This window comes from Janthinobacterium sp. B9-8 (assembly GCF_000969645.2).
GTDB lineage: Bacteria > Pseudomonadota > Gammaproteobacteria > Burkholderiales > Chitinibacteraceae > Iodobacter.
The window spans coordinates 301,042-319,577 of record NZ_CP014222.1; the positions used below are offsets into that span (position 1 = coordinate 301,042).

An 18,536-nucleotide genomic window follows, 5' to 3' on the forward strand; every position below is an offset into this window, starting at 1 on the left:
GCAATGGTCGTGGAAAAATTCACTCATTTTGCAAGTATCCTGCGCTCGTCAAAGCGGAGTCAGGCTGCTAAGGTGGGCAATAAATATTTAATCAGGATGATGTCATGAGCACAAAGTTAACTTCTTTATCTCACGGTGGTGGTTGCGGTTGTAAAATCGCCCCGGCCGTTTTATCAGAAATGCTATCTAAGTTACCAACTGCAGCCTTATTCCCTAAGCTCTTGGTTGGCACTGAAACAGCTGACGATGCCGCTGTTTATTGGTTGAATGATGAACAAGCACTGGTTGCCACCACCGATTTCTTTATGCCGATTGTGGATGACGCCTTTGATTTTGGCCGTATCGCAGCCACCAATGCGATTTCCGATATTTACGCCATGGGCGGCACGCCGATTATGGCTTTGGCGGTTGTCGGCATGCCAGTCAATCTGCTACCGATCGAAGATATTCAGCAAATTTTGGCGGGTGGTGCTGCAGTCTGTGCCGAGGCGGGGATTCCGATTGCGGGTGGGCATTCAATCGACGCACCCGAGCCTATCTATGGGCTCGTGGCGATGGGCTTGGTTCATCCAAAACAGCTTAAAAAAAATAGCGATGCCAAGGCTGGCGATGTGCTGATCTTAGGCAAGCCGCTAGGGATAGGTATCTTGGGTACGGCCATGAAAAAAGGCCTGCTGGATGATGCAGGCTATAAGCAGCTGATTGATACCACCACGCAACTTAATAAGGTCGGCAGCGATTTGGCTAAACTGGCCGGCGTGCATGCGCTGACCGACGTAACGGGCTTTGGCCTACTTGGCCATCTATTGGAAGTTTGCCGTGGGGCTAAGCTGACTGCGAATGTGGCTGCGAATGATTTGCCGCTACTCTCTGCCGCTGTGGGCTTTGCCCAGCAAGGCATAGGCCCCGGCGCAATCGAGCGCAATTTAGCTAGCTTTGGGCAAGACGTTGATTTCGCCGAGCAAGTGCCAGAATGGCAGCAGCGCATCATGGCCGACGCGCAAACCTCTGGCGGCCTGCTGGTGGCTTGCTCTGCTGAAACCGTTGATGAAGTGATGACGCTATTTAAGGCACAAGGCTTTGCACAGGCGGCGGTGATTGGGCAACTTGCCGAGGGCGAGGCGAGGGTGTTGGTGGCTTAGGTTTCAATTATTTGAACAAAACCTAAATCTTGAACCACAGAGAGCACAGAGGACACGGAGTTACACGGAGAAAACCAAGAGAATAATCAGTTTTTTTATGGGTATCTGCTTTTAGCTTCCCTCCCTTTAGTGGAGAGGGGGGGCTATGTGCTAACCAAATTGTTTTTTCATTAGCGAACAGCGAAAAAACATAACAACCATGCTATTTGCATGGGGCTTTTTAAAGTCCCCTTGAAACACGCCGGAGCGAGGAACAAGCGGGGCGGGGTTTCGGCCAGGGAAGGAGGATCCAGCCAATCCCGCCTGCCGCCGCCTCGATTGGACCACAGCAGGGGCTTTCGTGGTTTTGAGTTTGTCGCTTGGCTTCGTTTCTTGGCGAAGCAAGAAAGGAAGGCCCCGCGGTGGCTAACCGCTCCAAAATCAACGTGCCGAAGGCACTAAAAAGGTCTTTTTGACTTTGGTTAGCGCACATGGGGAGAGGGCGCGAGGGTTAGTTGGCGCTTGTAAGTAGCGTATTCCACCCATGTAATCAAGCCCCTTTAAATGGTTGTTTTTCATGCCCTTTTCATGTCAGCTTCACGCATAATACGAGCAGTTAATCAACGGGGGAGGATGGCTATGACTGTATTGCAGCGCATCGTAATAGTTGGGGGAGGGGCTGGCGGTTTGGAGCTGGCAGTGAAGCTGGGTGAAAAGCTGGGCCGTAAGGGCAAGGCACATATAACCTTGATCGACGCGGCGCGCACTCATATCTGGAAGCCACTCTTGCATCAGGTGGCGGCGGGAACTTTAGATAGCCATGCCGACGAGCTGGAATATATCGCGCTGGCCCGCTGGCATCATTTTGATTTTCGCCTAGGCCGTATGACGGGGCTGGATAGAGAAGCTAAGCAAGTGGTGTTGGCCCCAACCCTTGATGAGGAAGACGGTAGCGAGCTAGTGCCCGAGCAAACCATTACTTACGATGCGCTGGTTATGGCGCTGGGCAGCCAGACCAATGATTTTGGCACGCCTGGCGTGGCAAACCACGCCATTATGCTCGATACCCCAGAGGCCGCAGAGCGCTTCAATAAACGCTTTATCAATAGCTGCTTACGTGCGCAGGCAAGGCGTAAACAAGCGGGTGAGGGGCGCTTTACCGTTACCATTATCGGCGGCGGGGCCACAGGGGTAGAGCTATCTGCCGAGCTGCATATGGCTACGCGCATTATGAGTAGCTTCGGTTTTGCCAATATCCACCCTGAGCATGATTTAAAAATTGTGATTGTCGATGCAGCTCCAAGGCTGCTTTCTGCCCTGCCGGAGCGCTTATCCAATGCTGTGGCGCTTGAGCTGCGCAAAATGGCGGTAGAGATTCACGCGAATGAGCGAGTGGTCGATGTATCGGCCTCGGGCGTCAAAATGGCTTCGGGCAAGTTTATTCCCAGCGATTTGGTGGTGTGGGCAGCGGGGATTAAAGCTGCGGATTTCCTCAAAGATATCGGCGGTTTAGAAAGCAATCGTCTTAATCAGCTGGTGGTCAGCCGTACATTACAAACCTCGCGCGACCCTAGCATTTTTGCACTGGGCGATTGCGCTGCTTGTCCGCTCGGCGATACAGGGGCTACTGTGCCACCCCGCGCACAATCCGCACACCAGCAGGCGATGTTGCTGGCGAAAAGTATTCCTCTGTATTTGGCGGGCAAAACTCTGCCAGAGTTTAAATATCAGGATTACGGCTCGCTGGTGTCCTTGGGTGAATACAGTACGGTAGGCAGCTTAATGGGCGGCATTGCCCGTGGCAGCTTATTTATCGAGGGCCAGTTCGCCAAAATGATGTATTGGTCACTGTATAAAAAACACCAAGTGGCGGTGAATGGCTGGTTTAAAACCTGGCTGGCTACATGGGGCGAATATATCGACCGTGTGAGCAAGCCCAGAATTAAGCTGCATTAAGGGTAAGAGCCTTAAACCTGTAGACACAGAGACCGGTGAGGACACGAAGAACACAGAGAAAAAACAAAGAAGTCTTGGTTTTCTCTGTGTGCTCTGTGTTCTTCCTGATCTCTGTGTCTACAGATCTTTTTTAGGAGGAGGAATATACGGATATTTGCCAAGCCTTGCCCTACTGTCCAAAATACGTCTTTTGTCTGTAGTTACCCGCCATGAAATCAATCCGCCATCAAGCCTTGCTCGCGCTGCAAATGGCCAATCACCAAGATAAAGTCGCCCTTGTGCGTGCTATCGAAGACCAGCATCCACTGGCCAGTGATGAGCTGATCGTTAGCACCGAACAAACGCCAGGCTTGAGCGATCGCCCGCTTTTAGTGCCGCCTATGGATGTGCCGCGCCGCAAAATCAGCACACCTGAAGGCCATGCTGCCTTGGTACATGCCTTGGCGCATATCGAATTTAATGCGATTAATTTGGCACTCGATATTCTTTGGCGCTTTGCTGGCCAGCCCGAAGACTTTTATCGTGACTGGCTAAAAGTAGCCCGTGAAGAGGCCTATCATTTTGTGCTCTTGCAAGATCATCTGCTGACGCTGGGTTACGCCTATGGCGATTTCACGGCGCATAACGGCCTATGGGATATGGCAGAAAGAACCAAGGATGATTTGCTGGCAAGGCTGGCGCTGGTTCCCCGAACTCTGGAAGCGCGTGGCTTGGATGTCACTCCGCAAATTCGTGACCGGCTTAGGCATCGAGGCGACAAGGCAGGTGCTGCGATTCTGGATATTATCTTGAGAGATGAAGTGGGTCATGTGGCGATTGGCAATCGCTGGTATAAGGCGCTGTGTGAAGAGCGGGGTTTAGAAACGATTGCAGCCTACGAGCAGTTGGCCTTGCAATATCAGGCAGCCAAGCAGCGCGGGCCGTTTAATTTAGAAGCGCGTAGGGCAGCTGGGTTTAGTGAGGAAGAGCTGGCGGCATTACAACAGCTGGATTAGTGCTTGGGTTTTTGGCTAATCGGTGGAGCGGCCGGCGGTGGGGCTGCTGCAGCTTTGGGGCGGCGTAGTTTAGAAAATAGCTTTTTAATATCGAAAGCTCCCGTTGCCACCACACCAAGCCCACCCGCAATCATTAAGACATACCACAAGATCAGCGTGCTGCCTGTAGGCTGCATCAGGGTGCTGGCATAGAGCATTAATTCGGCAGCTGCGGCGGCGGCCAGTAAGAGTAATAAGCTGGATAAAAATAAAGACAGCAGGCGTAGTTTGGCAAAACTTGGGGTTACCAGCAGCAAAATATAGCCGCCAATACTAAAAGCAGGAAACAGCAGCCACAGCCCTATTCCAGGCGTGATTTCTATAATGCCGAGGGGGGCAATCAGTAAGAGGCAGCCAGCCAATAAGCCCAGCACAATCAGCAAACTACCAAAAAATAGTAATGCCATCGAACTATTCCCCTGCAGATTAATATAGTGATTAAGCTTTTAATGAGCGTATATGCATTAAGTTAGGCATGTGTCATGTAGCCTGCCAGTCATTTGTAAGCATTGCATCTATCGTAGGGCGGGTGAAACCCGCGAGCGATGCTGAAAAATATGCGGGTTTCATCCGCGCTACGCAGTGATTTTTTCTGACATGGACTTATCTTGGCGTCTATCAAGCTTTTGTAGATACTCGTACTTACTTCGTCTTTATAGACTAAGCGCTAGCTTCACATACTTTTCATCCATGCAATAAGGGCGATTAAAACTTTGCCGAGTTTTAATCGCCCTTATTGATGCCAACAGAGTTTATTTCACAATTACATTACTAAAGTCTTGGCGGCTAAATGGGTTGATTTTATAGCCACTGATATTGGGTTTAGTCAGCACAGCAGCAATAGGATGGGCTAATGGAATCCACAATGCCTGATCATGAATGATTTTTTGCGCGGTTTCATAAAGCCTAGCCCTTGCGGCCTGATCCGCTATTTTTTTGCCATTCGTAATGAGCTTATCCAGCTGCGGGTCGCAGTAGCGGGCAAAGTTCAGCCCAGATTCAACGGATGAGCAAGCAAATTGCGGTGTTAAGAAATTATCCGGATCGCCATTGTCGCCACTCCAGCCCATAAATAAGAGATCGTGCTCACCAGCCTTGGCGCGTTTAATCAGCTCGCCCCATTCAATCATTTTTAGCTCGGCTTTAACGCCGATTTTGGCTAAGTCGGCTTGCAGTAATTCCCCGCCAGCTCGTGGATTGGGATTAAGCGTGCTCCCCGCAGGGCGTATCCAGATGGTGGTGGAAAAACCATTGGGAAAACCTGCTTCCGCCAGCAATTGCTTGGCTTTGGTTGGGTCGTATTTGTAGTCTTCTAAGTTGATATAGCTCCAGGTATTGGGCGGGTAGGGGCCGTCTGCGGCGGTGGCTGTACCGTCAAATACCTGCTTTAGATAGGCTTTTTTATCAAAGGCATAATTAAGTGCCTGGCGCACTTTTACATTATCAAAGGGTTTATGCTGGCTATTAAAAGCAATAAAGGCGGTAGAGAAAGCCGGTGTTTCTATCACTTGAATGCTTTTATCTTGTCTTGCCGCTAATACATCCTGTGGCTTGGGTGATAGCGCAATCTGGCATTCACCTGCTTTTAATTTCTGCACTCGGATCGTGGCATCGGGTGTGATTGCATAAATCAGCTTGTCAATTTTAGCTGCATTGCCAAAGTAATTGGGGGATGCATCAAAGCGAATCGTGCTGTCTTTTTGATAGCTTTTTAATACAAAAGGCCCTGTGCCGATTGGTTTCGTATTTAAATCACCGGTTTTACCTACGGCCAATAATTGATTGGCATATTCGGCCGAGTAAATCGAGGCAAAGCCCATGGTGAGCAGGGCAGAGAAAGTGGCTTCGGGGGCATTTAATTCAAAGCGCACCGTTTGCGCGTCTATTTTTTTAACGGCTTTGATATGCTTAGGTAATTGAAAGGTCTGCGCGTGCGGATAGCCATTGGCGGCGCTTTTATGCCAAGGGTGGTTGCTATCCAGCATCCGGTTAAAGGTAAACACTACATCGTCAGCATTCAGTGAGCGGGTGGGTTTAAAGTAATCGGTGCTATGAAAAACGACATTCTTTTTTAAGGTAAAGGTATAGCTCAGTCCATCCGGGCTGATTTCCCATTTCTCGGCAAGGCTAGGTACCAACTTGCCGGTAGCGGCGTCATAATCGATTAGGCGATTAAATAAGACGTCGGCAGAAGCATTGGTGGTGGTCAGCGAATTATATTGCACAACATCAAAGCCATCCGGGCTGGCTTCGGTGCATACCGTAAGCGGCTTGGCTTCTACGGTAACAGCCCAGAGTAAAACAAAAAGCGACGAAATCAGGCGCATGGCAGATTCTCGATGTGTTGCGATGCTTAGATAATACCGTGCTATTTATGGTTTAAAAACGACTCTTTTTGCATATTATTATGATTTTTTTGTTTTGTATTACACATTGCTTTCTTTTCTTGTGATGAATTTGCGCTTAGCAGAGGTGATTGGGTAAAGCGTGCGACAGTTTTTTTTAAAACACACGCTCTGTGTACGAGTAAATCCTCATCTTAGTGGCCTGTTTTTTGCCGCCAGTCTTACTTCACAAGGTTTATAATCTGCGTTTTTCCTTTGCAATGGTTGTGTCATGACTCGCCCGATTCGTGCTGTGATTCATACTGCGGCACTTGCAGCCAATTATGCGCATGCAAAAGCATGTGCGCCGAGCAGTAAAGTCTTTGCTGTTATTAAGGCCAATGCTTATGGCCATGGTATTGCAAATATGGTGGCTGCCCTGCCCGATGCTGATGCCTTTGCTACTTTAGAAATGCCATCAGCACTTGCCTTAAGAGAGTTGGGAGTAAAGCAGCCCATTTTATTATTGGAAGGGGTTTTTTCTGCAGCAGAGTTGCAGCTTTGTGCAAATCATGAATTTTGGCTGTCGGTGCATGATGAGCGTGGCATTCATTGGTTAGAAAGCACGGATCTTAGCCGCTCGGTGCATATTTTTCTGAAGCTTAATACCGGCATGAACCGCCTGGGCTTTCCTGCCGAAGCCGCTTCTGCTTTAGTTGGGCGCCTTAAGCAGTGCAGCAATGTAGCCAGCATCACCCTGATGGCGCATTTTGCCACCGCTGATGATCCTGAGCAGGGCGTGGCAGCACAATGTGCACGTTTTGATGCCGCCTGTGCTGATTTGAATTTGCCGGTGACTTTGGCGAATTCGGCGGCATTATTGGCTTATCCAGAAACCCATAGGCAATGGGTACGGCCTGGCATCTCTTTATATGGTTCTTCCCCTTTTAGTGACAAGAGTGCGGCAGAGCTGGGCTTGCAAGCAGCCATGACTTTAAGCGCTGAAGTGATCGGGGTGCAGGAGCTTAAAGCGGGAGATACCGTTGGGTATGGGGCAGGCTTTGTTGCGGCTAGGTCGATGCGGATAGGAATTGTGGCTTGTGGTTATGCCGATGGTTACCCTCGTCACGCGCCTACCGGCACACCTGTGTTGCTTAATGGCGTGCGAAGTCGACTGATTGGCCGCGTCTCTATGGATATGCTGGCGGTCGATTTAAGTGATCAACCAGAGGCAGGTCTGGGTAGCGAGGTAGAGTTGTGGGGTAAAAACGTGTCTATCGACGAAGTCGCGAGCGCAGCAGGCACGATTGGCTATGAATTGATGTGTGCGGTTGCGGCCCGTGTGCAGGTGTTTGTTGAGTTTTAAATAGTCTATCAATAACAATTCGATAAGAAAGCGCAAAACAGTCCCTATATGTGCTGCTGTTTTGCGTTTTTTTTTGTTGGTTTGTTTTTGCTAAGGTGTATTTTTTGAAGACGCTTTTATGCAGATAAAGAGCCTGTTCTGGGCGCTGGAATAAGTGTTTGGAGTGGCGCGTTTAAAACATATACTATTTGTTGATGATGTTTATGCCTAAACAGCATAACAATTCATGAATAAATAATGACTTAAACTGTTTTCTCGCTCGAAAAGATGGTCGGGTTTCATTACAATGATCCTTCCTTTTAAAACCTACCCAAGCAGCAGGTTTGATCCATGGCATTGATTGTCCAGAAATATGGCGGCACCTCGGTAGGCACTACCGAGCGGATTAAAAACGTGGCTCGCCGCGTGGCTAAATTCAAAGCAGAAGGGCACGATATTGTCGTCGCTGTTTCTGCGATGTCCGGCGAAACCAATAAGCTGATCGCACTGGCCAAGGAAATTCAGGCCAACCCAGATCCTCGTGAATTGGATGTCATTGTCTCTACCGGTGAGCAAGTCACCATTGGCCTATTGGCTATGGCGCTGAAAGAAATCGGCGTTGATGCTGTGAGCTACACCGGTGGTCAGGTCAAGATCCTGACCGACAGCGCGCACACCAAGGCGCGTATCCAGCATATTGACGATGGTGCAATGCGCAGCGATTTAGCCGCGGGCAAAGTAGTGATTGTCGCGGGTTTCCAAGGCGTAGATGCAGAAGGCAATATCACGACGCTAGGTCGTGGTGGATCGGACACCACAGGCGTGGCGCTGGCCGCAGCACTGAAGGCCGACGAGTGCCAGATCTATACCGATGTGGATGGTGTATATACGACCGATCCACGCGTGGTGCCCGAGGCACGCAAGCTTTCTACCATTACTTTTGAAGAAATGCTGGAAATGGCCAGCTTAGGTTCAAAGGTATTGCAGACCCGTTCGGTTGAATTTGCCGGTAAATACAATGTGAAGTTACGTGTTTTGTCTTCTTTTCAGGAAGAAGGCGAGGGCACGCTGATTACCTTCGAGGAAGACAGCAAGATGGAAAAACCCGTTATCTCCGGCATTGCGTTTAATCGTGATGAAGCCCGTATCAATGTGATCGGCGTGCCAGATAAACCGGGCATTGCCTACCAGATTTTAGGCCCAGTGGCGGATGCGAATATCGATGTTGATATGATCATCCAAAACGTTGGCCAAGACGGCACAACCGATTTCTCGTTTACCGTGCCTAAAAATGATCTGGGCCGCGCGATCAAAGTACTAGAAGGCGCGCAAAGCCAGATCAGCGCTCGCCAGATCAATGGCGACGATAAAATCTGTAAAGTATCGATTGTGGGCGTGGGTATGCGCTCGCATGTCGGGGTCGCGTCGACGATGTTCAGAACGCTGGCCGAAGAAGGTATTAATATTCAAATGATTTCAACTTCCGAGATTAAAATTTCGGTTGTGGTTGATGAAAAGTATCTGGAACTTGCTGTGCGCGTGTTGCATAAAGCGTTTGGTTTGGATGCGATCCAATAAATTGGTTTTATTAAAAAGCATCTGATTCTGTTTTAAAACAAAGTGTGCTGCGTTTTTTTGCGAGGATTGGTGATTTTTGAAAGGGGTGCAGAATTTTATATTCTGTACCCCTTTTGTATTTCTCCTTACAAAACAGAGCGCTAGCTAGTGATTGATGTTGGCATGTAAGAAAACGTGTCAAAAACTTAAATTAATTGCAGCTTAGCGGTTGACGGCCTCACGGTGTTTGCGTAGTATTCGGGTCCTTGACGGAGAGTTGGCCGAGTGGTCGAAGGCACTCCCCTGCTAAGGGAGCATACGGGCAAAACCTGTATCGAGGGTTCGAATCCCTTGCTCTCCGCCAAGCATATTGCGGCTGTAGCTCAGTTGGATAGAGTATCTGGCTACGAACCAGAGGGTCAGGAGTTCGAATCTCTTCAGCCGCACCATTTAGTTTTTCTGATTAGTCAGTAACACTAAATAGCATTAAAAGTACGATCCCATAGTTTAGCGGTTAGAACACTGCCCTTTCACGGCGGCGGCCGGGGTTCGATTCCCCGTGGGATCGCCAGAATTTAGTAGTAAAGTAAGTTCGGAATGATTAGGCCGGCTAAGCCGGCTTTTTTATTTCCTCAGTGTAAGTTGCGGCTGTAGCTCAGTTGGATAGAGTATCTGGCTACGAACCAGAGGGTCAGGAGTTCGAATCTCTTCAGCCGCACCATTTAGTTTTTCTGATTAGTCAGCAACACTAAATAGTATTAAAAGTACGATCCCATAGTTTAGCGGTTAGAACACTGCCCTTTCACGGCGGCGGCCGGGGTTCGATTCCCCGTGGGATCGCCAAGATTTAGTTTTGGTGTATAAAGTAGTAACGTTGCGGCTGTAGCTCAGTTGGATAGAGTATCTGGCTACGAACCAGAGGGTCAGGAGTTCGAATCTCTTCAGCCGCACCATTTAGTTTTTCTGATTAGTCAGCAACACTAAATAGTATTAAAAGTACGATCCCATAGTTTAGCGGTTAGAACACTGCCCTTTCACGGCGGCGGCCGGGGTTCGATTCCCCGTGGGATCGCCAAGTATTGCAAGATTGCATACTGTATAAAACACCACTCTTCCTTATTGGTCGAGTGGTTTTTTTACGTCTGAGATTCTTGGTCTAGATGTAGGCTCCATCTAATGAGCGCTGTAGCTGGGCTTGAATTCTTGGCACTACAAATTGGATAAAGGTTTCATATTTTTTGGGTAACGGGTGGCGGTAGGGGTAAACCAAAAAAAAGGGATAGGGGGCAGGTAGCCAACCATTTAAAACCTCTTGTATGCGGCCCTGTTGAATAAAGGGCGCAGCCATATAGCTAGGAAGCAGTGCCAAGCCATAGCCTGCCGCAACAACCGCTGCTGTACTGGCATAGCTATCGATAGAAAACTGGCTATATAGCTCTATTTGCTCCATTTTACCTTCACGCTCTAATAACCAGCTTTCTTCTTGCTCCTGATGCAAATCACATAAAATACGGTGTGAGGCTAAATCACAGGGATGTTCTAGCTTGCTTGCTTGTGCTAAATAGGCAGGAGAGGCATAGATACGTTTTTGTGACAGTCCTAAATGCCTTGCTACTAGGTTTTCATCGCCTACCGTACGTGAGCGAATGCAAAAATCCACGCCATCGGTGATCGGGTTTTTAAGACGTTGATCGGTATCTAATTCGATTCGTAAGTTTGGATACTTCAAGCTAAACTCAACCAAGATGGGGGCTAGAATTGTTTGCCCAAAAGCCTGCGTTGCACTGATGCGTAACGGGCCTTCTATTTTTGCTTGTAAACCTTCAATTTCCAGTCTGGATAGCTGCAACATTTCGCGCAGTGCTGCAGCATGCACCGCTAATCGCATGCCTGCTTCGGTCAGTGAAACATTGCGTGTGGTTCTTAGCACCAGCACCGTTGTGAGCTCGGTTTCTAAGCGCTTTACGCTCAGGCTGATATGGCTTTTTGTGCAGCCCAGTAAATTGGCCGCAGCAGTAAAGCTGCTTGCGCGCGCTAGCGCATCAAAGGCCAGTAAGGCATCGGGAGGGAGTATTGTTTTCATATGCAAACAGTGTGTCGTATTTAGCTAGTTTATCGCAAATAAATTGCCGATTACTATGTCATTGTCAATTTAATAAAACGATGGTGTCAAAGTGATCGCTAAAATCCGTAAGTTATTATATTTTTCCACTCTGTATTCTCTTTTTTCTTGGATAAGAAAAAATTCTACCTTTGGGCATTTATGTCGTGGCTTGGCGCGGGCATGGTGGCGTGGGATGCTGCCTTGTGGAAGGGCAATGCGTGAAGAGATTGAGGCGCTGGAACAAATTCGTGATCGTTGGCGTTCACGTTAATTAATTGATATTGCTCTTTGCTGAGTTGCTGCCTTTAAGCCTTAATAAAGTATTTTTAAAAGGAAGCATCAGCGCTTTTTGCTGAGGTATTTTTATACGGACAATGCCTAGCTGTTTTTGATTTCATCCTGCACCGCACCCCAGTTTATGCCTGAACGTTTTGGGCAATCCGCCTGAATATTTCATAAAATGATTGATTCCTTTTGGATTACTATAAAAATGGCTTAAAAGCTTGTTTTTAGCGAATGTTATTTGGCAACAGGATGGAAGCGTTGGCTAAAATGAATCATTCCCGTTCAGACCTGCTTGCTTTTCTGAATAAAGTATTGCAAATAGCAGATCAACTTGCCATCTGGCACGAAAAAAAGGGGGTGCACGGTGCGCTGCGGCCTGAATATTTAAGCTTTGTAGATGACGACGTTCGCATTAGTCCTGCTCACCCTGATGAAGCTGCGTTGAGCTTGCTTTGCTTGCGCTATACCTCACCAGAGCAAGCGGGTCGTCTGGCGCTGGTTGATAAGCGCAGCGATCTTTACTCCCTAGGGATTATTTTGTATGAGTGGCTAGTGGGGCAGCTGCCTTTTACTGCGGATGATTTGCTGGATTTGGCCCATCAGCAAATGTCATCATTGCCACCGTCCCCTATCTCTTTAGAACCGCAATTACCCTTACAAATATCTCGTCTTATTTTAAAGTTGCTCGCAAAATCACCAGATGCGAGATATGCCACGGCTAAAGGTTTGGCAACTGATCTTTCTTTATGCATACAACAATTAGAAACAAACGGGCATATTTCTTTATTTGTTCTCGGTGAAGCGGATGTGGGATCGCAGTTTCTGATTTCTGATCGTTTATATGGCCGTGAGCAAGAAATTCAATATTTGCAAGGGATTTATCAGCAAGCTGCTAAGGGGCAAACCCTTTTATGTATGCTGGCAGGATATTCCGGAGTTGGAAAATCAGCTTTAGCACACTCTATTCGGGATGAAATAGAAAATAAAGGCGGGCGTTTAATTGTTGGTAAGTTTGATCAATTCAGACGTGACTCCCCTTACTCTGCCTTAATAGAAGCATTTAAATCATTACTCCGTCAGGTATTAGCGAGCAAACAGGACGAGCTGGTTTTATGGCGTGAAAAATTATTAGATACTTTGGACGAAAATGCTCAAATTGTGATTGATGCTCTGCCTGATCTGGAAAAAATCATCGGTACACAGGCTCCTGCGCCTTTACTTAGTGGAGATGCTGCCAAACGCCGATTTAATGAGCTATTTGCTCAATTAGTCTGTTTGTTCGCGACTAAAGAGCACCCTTTAACGATGTTTCTGGATGATTTGCAATGGGCCGATTTTGCATCATTAGCCTTGATACAATCTTTTGTGCAAAGCAGTCTGGGTGCTCATTTATTAATTATTGCAGCTTATCGTGATAATGAGGTGAATATAAACCATCCCTTAATGAATATGCTTAATGATTTGCTTAAAACTAAAGCACAGGTTGAAACGCTGACTTTATTGCCACTACGTGCTGAGCATCTGAGCGAAATGATTCAGGATACCTGTCGTTATATTTCAAATGCCCCTGCATTAAGCCAATTATTAATGAGTAAAACGGAGGGTAATCCATTTTATGCACGGCAGTTTCTTAAAAATATGCAGGCTAAAGGGCAGCTTTTTTTTGATTATGCTGAGAATATTTGGCAGTGGGAATTAAGCCAGGCCCGTTTGCAAGACGCCGCCGATAATGTAGTCGAGCTGATGATGCAGCGTTTAAATCGTTTTTCTATTGAAACGCAAACAATATTGCAAACGGCAGCGTGTATTGGCAAGTCTTTTGATTTAACGTTGCTGGCTCTTGTAGAACATAGCACAGAAACCCAATCTCTTACCTTACTTGCACCTGCTTTACATGATGAATTGCTTTTGGCTGTCAATGAGGGGGGAGGGCAAAAGATATTTCAATTTGCTCACGATAGAATTCAACAGGCTGCTTATTCTATTGCTTTACAGCGTAATTTAAATGGCTTGCATTTAGAAATTGGCCGGCGGCTGTTAGAGCAAATCTCCGCCGAAGCGACTGAAGCGCCTTTATTTGAGATTGTGGATCAACTTAATTATGGCCTAGAAAAAGTACAATTGCCTCAGGAGCGCATAGCTTATGCTCAGCTTAATTTAAGAGCCGGAGTGAAGGCTAGGGCTGCAATGGCTTATCAGGCGGCCATCCGCTATCTGGAAACAGCCATTTCTTTATTGCCTGATGATTCTTGGAACCATAACTATTCATTGACGTTTGATATTTATTTAAATGCTGCAGAAGCCTGTGATTTATGTAATTTAGATGAACAGTTTGAAAGCCTGATAGAGGTCTTATTGGCGCAGGGGATCAGCGCTTTGGATAAGGCACAGGCCAGAATAAGGCAAAGCATTTATTATAGCCGAAAGGGCAGAATGGCTGAAAATCTAGAAGTAGGCCGCTTGGGTTTGATTTTATTTGGCATGGATATACCGGAAATAGATGATAGTTATGCCATGAATAACCATTTTCAAAGTGAAATGGTTATTTTTAGGCATTATTTTTTGGATAAAAAATTATCTTGTGTCTATGATTTACCTTTTGCAACGGACCCGGAAACGGACACTATTTTAAAACTGATTGCTTCAATCTCTGAATCTGCTATTTTTACAAATTATCCTTTATTTTCCCTTGTTTCTGCCTTGGGCGTAAACAGGTCTATTGCTTTTGGTAATGCGCAGCTTTCTCCATTTTGCTATACCCTGCTGGGTATTACTTTAATTGCTCAATTTAAAAATTATCAGGATGCAAGAAATATTGCGGATGCTGGTTTAAAGCTAAGCCGCGAAAAGTTATTTGATCTATGGGGATATAACCGCGCGTTTACTTATTACACTTGGAATATTAATCACTGGACTTTGCACGCCGAAACGACTTTGCCGTTATTAGATGAAAATTATAATCTGGCATTAAAAGCGCATGATTTAGTTTATGGCGCATATGTTCTGGTGGCTAAACCCTGGAATCATTTCTTTCTTGGCCGCAGCATGCTGGATGTTATTTCCAGTAGTCAGCAGCTCACTCAATATTGCTTAACGCATGAGGTGATTTTCCCTGTAACGCTGGCCCAGCCTTTTGAAGCGGCAGCCAAAGCGATTCATGGCGAAACGGCCTTATTAAATGATTTAAATAGCGAAAATTTTGATGTGCAGGCTTTTCGGAAAGTTTGGGGTGAAGTGCCGATTGTAATGGCGGGTTTACATATTGCTCAGCTTTCTTTGTATATTTACTCGCAAGAATATGATGCTGCTTTGGTATTGGCCGAGAAAATAGATAAAGATTATCCATCCACCTATTTATTAAGTCTAACTTGGCGTTTTGCCCATGGTTTGGCACTTGCCGCGCTGGCAAGAAAAAGTACGGGCAAAAAGCGCTTGGCTTTTTTAAAGACCCTATCTGAAATTACTGAGTATTTCGAGAAAATATCACAGGAAGGCTCTCCTGATAATGTAGAACATAAATTGGCTTTTTTACGTGCGGAGCAGGCACGTTTGGATAGCCGTTTTGAAGATGCAGAGCTTTTATATTGGCACGCCATTCGTTTGGCTCAGCAAAGAGGCTTTTTGCTGGATGAGGGCTATTTTAACGAGATGCTTGGGCTGTGGTTGGAGGAAAGAGTCTATGCCTTTGAGCCTATTCAGCAGATTCTTACTCAGGCGGCTACCTGCTATCGTCAATGCCATGCTCTGGCATTAATGGGGCGGGTTGAGCTGCGCTTAAAAGTTTTGCCAAGGCAAGAGCAGGAAGTGATTCAAAACGATGTGGATGCGCTGCATGCTTTGGATAGCCTAGATACTTTGGCTATTTTGCGTGCGGTACAGGCTATTTCAAGCGAAGTGGGTGTGCAGCCTTTATTGGGGCGTTTATTAAAAATAATTATTGAGGCCGCAGGTGCGGATCGTGGTGCTATTGTTGTTAGAGATCATGATCAATTGCATATTGAAGCGATTTTAAATTTTGATCAGCCTTTTTTACCGGAAAGTCTGCTGCGTTTTGTATTTAATACAGGACAAACTACTTTATTAAATGTGCTGACGCAGTTTTCTGAATTCAGGGGAGATGATTATTTTTCTCAGCATCGGCCTGCATCTATTCTTTGCCGTGCTTTGGGGCGGAGCAGTGCTGGGCGGAGGGTCCTTTATCTTGAGCACAGTACTATCAGCAATGCTTTTTCAATGCAGCGCAGGCAAGTATTGGAATGGCTATCTGCTCAGGCCGCTATTTCCATTGAAAATGCGCAAATGTATCAAGAGCTTGAATCATTGGTGGCCAAGCGCACGGTGGAATTAGAACGCAACCGCAATGTATTGGAATCCATTTTAGAATTCTCCCCCGCTTTGGTTTCTTTAAAAGATTTAAATGGCCGCTATTTGCGCCACAATTTACGCTTTGCAGAGCTATTTAATCGGGCAGGTGAATCTTTGGTGGGGTTTACTGATGAAGAAATTGGTGGCCCGGAAACAGCCAAACGATTCTTGCTTCAAGATCAGCTGGTTATTTCTGAAAATCGCCCGCAAAGGGTTGAAGAAGAAATTATGACTGCAGATGGATTGCATACCTTTTTGACGCATAAATTTCCGCTCAGGGATGCGGATGGCAGTGTGTATGCGGTGGGGGGAATTGCAATGGATATCACCGAATTAAAGCTGGCCCAGAAAACCGCCGAAGCGGCCACACAGGCAAAAAGTGCTTTTTTAGCCAATATGAGCCATGAAATTAGAACGCCGATGAATGCGGTGATTGGTATGGCGCATTTGGCATTGAAAACAGATTTAAATGAACGCCAGCGCGATTATGTGCAAAAAATTCATTATGCAGGACAGTCTTTACTTGGAATTATTAATGATATTTTAGATTTTTCTAAAATTGAAGAAGGTAAATTAATGATAGAGAGTATTGATTTTAATCTCGATCAGGTTTTTGCCAATATTGCGATGCTGACTTCGGGAAAAGCAGAAGATAAAGGCATTGAATATCTATTTCAGGTTCATCCCAGTGTGCCGCGTTATTTAGTGGGAGATCCCCTGCGCCTTGGGCAGGTGCTGATTAATATGGTGAGTAATGCGATTAAATTTACTGAGCAAGGTGAAGTACATGTGTCGTGTGAGCTCGTTAGCTCGGATACAAAACAGGTTGTTTTGCGTTTTACGGTACGAGATACCGGCCTTGGAATGAGCAATGAGCAGTGTAAAAAACTCTTTCAGCCGTTTAGCCAGGCAGATAGCACCACTACGCGTCAATTTGGCGGTACAGGTTTGGGTTTGTCGATTTCTAAGCGCTTAGTTGAAATGATGGGCGGTGAGATTGGGGTAGAAAGTGTGCCTGACCGAGGCTCGGTATTTAGTTTTACCTGTATTTTGGGGAGAGAGACTCCACAGGCTGCCAGCTCAAGCCGCTTGCCGCCTCATTTGCATGGCATGCGTATTCTGGTAGTCGATGACAATGCGGTGGCCCGTGAGATTTTGCAGCAGTCTTTAGAAAGCCTTACTTTTGTGGTTGATATGGTGGGATCAGGTGAAGATGCACTGGTTAATCTTCACCGTGCAGATGCGATTGAGCAACCTTACAGCATTGTGTTTACCGATTGGCGTATGCCAGAGATGAACGGTTTGGAGTTAGCACGCAGAATTAGTTTGGATAAAAGGCTTTGTCATTGCCCATCTGTGGTCTTGGTCACAGCTTATACGCGCGAAGATATTCGCGCCGAAGCGGAGGCCGCCCATGTGGATGGCTTTTTATTTAAGCCGATTAATCAATCTATGGTGGTAGATACCTTACTCACTATTTTTGCTCCTGAATTACTACGTGATGTGGCTTCATTTACCCGCACGGATGTGGTGCCCAATTTAAAAGGGATGCGTGTGCTCTTGGTTGAAGATAATTTAGTGAACCAACAAATTGCATTAGAACTGATGCGCTCGGCCGGGGTGGCGGTGGATATGGCAAATAATGGGCATGAAGCCATTAAAAAAATAGTTGAATTCGGACCGAAATACTATCACTGCGTATTAATGGATTTACAAATGCCGCAAATGGATGGGCATGAAGCGACTGCCGTGATTAGAAGCGATAATGCTTTTAATTCTTTACCTATCATTGCAATGACTGCGCATGCCATTAATGAAGAAAGAGCGCGTTGCCTTGCAGAAGGAATGAATGAGCACATTACCAAGCCGATTGATCCGGCTTTGCTATTTGAGCGTTTACAGTATTGGCATCAGCATCGTTTAAGTGTGGATGGCAGTACACGGGTATATATTGGAGAAGCAGTGGTTCCTATGGATGATGCAATGATGGCAACGGCGATTGCCGAGCCAGTGCCTATTGAAATACCTAAATCTTCTGCGGCCATTTCTGAATTAGATAAGCTGCAATTATTATCAGGTGTAGCAGGACTGGATATAGAGGATGGTTTAGCCAGACTAGGCAATAATGCGGCTTTGTATTGGCTGATTATTCAGCAGCTGGCCAGTACTGAACAAGATAATGTGGCTAGAATTCGCGCAGCTTTAGCGTTGAACGATATGGAAACGGCTTTAAGAACGGCGCATTCTTTAAAGGGAGCTGCGGCTAATCTTTCGGTAAATGATGTAACGCAGCATGCAACACGTGCTGAATCTTTATTACGGCAGGGCGAAACAGGGGATGGCTTATATCACACCCTTAGCCAGCTGGATCAGGCGATGCAAGTTTTATGCAATGCTTTGCAGCAGATAGAAAAGTAAACGGCCCATATTTTTGCTTTAACCAAT

At 46.5% G+C, this 18,536-nt stretch carries 9 protein-coding genes and 7 tRNA genes; 13 read left to right on the forward strand and 3 right to left on the reverse strand.

Annotated elements, in window-relative coordinates:
• Nucleotides 1-104: 104 nt before the first annotated feature.
• The 3 genes from selD to VN23_RS01250 all read left to right on the forward strand — a co-directional run bounded on the left by selD (nucleotide 105) and on the right by VN23_RS01250 (nucleotide 4,072).
• On the forward strand, nucleotides 105-1,142 hold the full coding sequence (gene selD / locus VN23_RS01240; protein ID WP_046351036.1) for a selenide, water dikinase SelD: 1,038 nt from the start codon (nucleotides 105-107) through the stop codon (nucleotides 1,140-1,142).
• Between the two features lie 618 nt (nucleotides 1,143-1,760).
• Nucleotides 1,761-3,077: an NAD(P)/FAD-dependent oxidoreductase gene (locus VN23_RS01245; protein ID WP_082752880.1), complete on the forward strand. Its 1,317-nt coding sequence runs from the start codon at nucleotides 1,761-1,763 to the stop codon at nucleotides 3,075-3,077.
• A 209-nt stretch (nucleotides 3,078-3,286) separates the two neighbouring features.
• On the forward strand, nucleotides 3,287-4,072 hold the full coding sequence (locus VN23_RS01250) for a ferritin-like domain-containing protein (protein WP_046351038.1): 786 nt from the start codon (nucleotides 3,287-3,289) through the stop codon (nucleotides 4,070-4,072).
• Here the strand turns inward: VN23_RS01250 and VN23_RS01255 are convergent.
• Both VN23_RS01255 and VN23_RS01260 read right to left on the reverse strand, forming a co-directional pair.
• Nucleotides 4,069-4,518 carry a hypothetical protein gene (locus tag VN23_RS01255; protein ID WP_046351039.1) on the reverse strand — a complete coding sequence of 150 codons (450 nt, stop codon included), beginning with the start codon at nucleotides 4,516-4,518 and terminating at the stop codon, nucleotides 4,069-4,071. The genes VN23_RS01250 and VN23_RS01255 overlap by 4 nt on opposite strands.
• Before the next feature lie 345 nt (nucleotides 4,519-4,863).
• On the reverse strand, nucleotides 4,864-6,438 hold the full coding sequence (locus tag VN23_RS01260) for an ABC transporter substrate-binding protein (protein ID WP_046351040.1): 1,575 nt from the start codon (nucleotides 6,436-6,438) through the stop codon (nucleotides 4,864-4,866).
• A 289-nt stretch (nucleotides 6,439-6,727) separates the two neighbouring features.
• Between VN23_RS01260 and alr the strand changes: the two genes are divergently transcribed.
• From alr to VN23_RS01305, 9 genes are all read left to right on the forward strand, one after another.
• Nucleotides 6,728-7,801 carry an alanine racemase gene (gene alr / locus VN23_RS01265; protein WP_046351041.1) on the forward strand — a complete coding sequence of 358 codons (1,074 nt, stop codon included), beginning with the start codon at nucleotides 6,728-6,730 and terminating at the stop codon, nucleotides 7,799-7,801.
• Nucleotides 7,802-8,131: 330 nt separating this feature from the next.
• Nucleotides 8,132-9,358: an aspartate kinase gene (locus tag VN23_RS01270; protein WP_046351042.1), complete on the forward strand. Its 1,227-nt coding sequence runs from the start codon at nucleotides 8,132-8,134 to the stop codon at nucleotides 9,356-9,358.
• A 250-nt stretch (nucleotides 9,359-9,608) separates the two neighbouring features.
• Nucleotides 9,609-9,701: transfer RNA gene (locus VN23_RS01275), tRNA-Ser, on the forward strand.
• Between the two features lie 8 nt (nucleotides 9,702-9,709).
• Nucleotides 9,710-9,786: transfer RNA gene (locus VN23_RS01280), tRNA-Arg, on the forward strand.
• 47 nt (nucleotides 9,787-9,833) lie between these two features.
• Nucleotides 9,834-9,908 (forward strand) — tRNA-Glu (locus VN23_RS01285).
• Between the two features lie 73 nt (nucleotides 9,909-9,981).
• Nucleotides 9,982-10,058, forward strand: a tRNA-Arg gene (locus tag VN23_RS01290).
• 47 nt (nucleotides 10,059-10,105) lie between these two features.
• Nucleotides 10,106-10,180, forward strand: a tRNA-Glu gene (locus VN23_RS01295).
• 33 nt (nucleotides 10,181-10,213) lie between these two features.
• Nucleotides 10,214-10,290: transfer RNA gene (locus tag VN23_RS01300), tRNA-Arg, on the forward strand.
• Between the two features lie 47 nt (nucleotides 10,291-10,337).
• A tRNA-Glu gene (locus VN23_RS01305) sits at nucleotides 10,338-10,412 on the forward strand.
• Between the two features lie 81 nt (nucleotides 10,413-10,493).
• Here the strand turns inward: VN23_RS01305 and VN23_RS01310 are convergent.
• On the reverse strand, nucleotides 10,494-11,420 hold the full coding sequence (locus tag VN23_RS01310; RefSeq protein ID WP_046351043.1) for a LysR family transcriptional regulator: 927 nt from the start codon (nucleotides 11,418-11,420) through the stop codon (nucleotides 10,494-10,496).
• A 573-nt stretch (nucleotides 11,421-11,993) separates the two neighbouring features.
• Here VN23_RS01310 and VN23_RS01315 point away from each other — a divergent pair.
• On the forward strand, nucleotides 11,994-18,509 hold the full coding sequence (locus tag VN23_RS01315) for a response regulator (RefSeq protein ID WP_197432996.1): 6,516 nt from the start codon (nucleotides 11,994-11,996) through the stop codon (nucleotides 18,507-18,509).
• The last annotated feature ends 27 nt before the right edge of the window (nucleotides 18,510-18,536 follow it).

What these genes read in the sequence shown, in the direction of transcription:
- selD (WP_046351036.1), top strand. Translation starts at nt 105, where the DNA reads ATGAGCACAAAGTTAACTTCTTTATCTCACGGTGGTGGTTGCGGTTGT.
- VN23_RS01245 (WP_082752880.1), top strand. Translation starts at nt 1,761, where the DNA reads ATGACTGTATTGCAGCGCATCGTAATAGTTGGGGGAGGGGCTGGCGGT.
- VN23_RS01250 (WP_046351038.1), top strand. Translation starts at nt 3,287, where the DNA reads ATGAAATCAATCCGCCATCAAGCCTTGCTCGCGCTGCAAATGGCCAAT.
- VN23_RS01255 (WP_046351039.1), bottom strand. Translation starts at nt 4,518, where the DNA reads ATGGCATTACTATTTTTTGGTAGTTTGCTGATTGTGCTGGGCTTATTG.
- VN23_RS01260 (WP_046351040.1), bottom strand. Translation starts at nt 6,438, where the DNA reads ATGCGCCTGATTTCGTCGCTTTTTGTTTTACTCTGGGCTGTTACCGTA.
- alr (WP_046351041.1), top strand. Translation starts at nt 6,728, where the DNA reads ATGACTCGCCCGATTCGTGCTGTGATTCATACTGCGGCACTTGCAGCC.
- VN23_RS01270 (WP_046351042.1), top strand. Translation starts at nt 8,132, where the DNA reads ATGGCATTGATTGTCCAGAAATATGGCGGCACCTCGGTAGGCACTACC.
- VN23_RS01310 (WP_046351043.1), bottom strand. Translation starts at nt 11,420, where the DNA reads ATGAAAACAATACTCCCTCCCGATGCCTTACTGGCCTTTGATGCGCTA.
- VN23_RS01315 (WP_197432996.1), top strand. Translation starts at nt 11,994, where the DNA reads ATGAATCATTCCCGTTCAGACCTGCTTGCTTTTCTGAATAAAGTATTG.